1 protein-coding gene is annotated in these 239 nt (G+C 53.6%); it reads right to left on the bottom strand.

What is annotated here, in order from left to right; translation table 11 throughout:
- Positions 1 to 239 (bottom strand): hypothetical protein (locus tag AC1RPR_RS09050; protein WP_481763616.1); only part of this gene is annotated, 239 nt, incomplete at both ends.

Raw genomic sequence — 239 nt, 5'->3', positions numbered from 1 at the left:
ATCCCATGTCAGGTATTTGTCCATAAGTGCACCCATCTCTTTGTAGAGTTCTGGGTCAAGAACCATGGACGCCAATAGTGGGCCTAGGCGCTTAAGCCACGAAAGCCATGAGGGGTCCTCATTTCTTTGTTTGCGCGCCTTCTTGCCAAGATCGGAACCCATCCAGTTGCGGAACGATCTCCACCATATATCCGCGCGGTCCTCTTCGTTGAGATCGCCCTGAACGCCTCCCTCGTGTG

It is taken from the genome of Dellaglioa sp. CoH-57-MRSF-22, from assembly GCF_056781895.1.
This window is presented reverse-complemented; position numbering and strand designations above follow the sequence as displayed.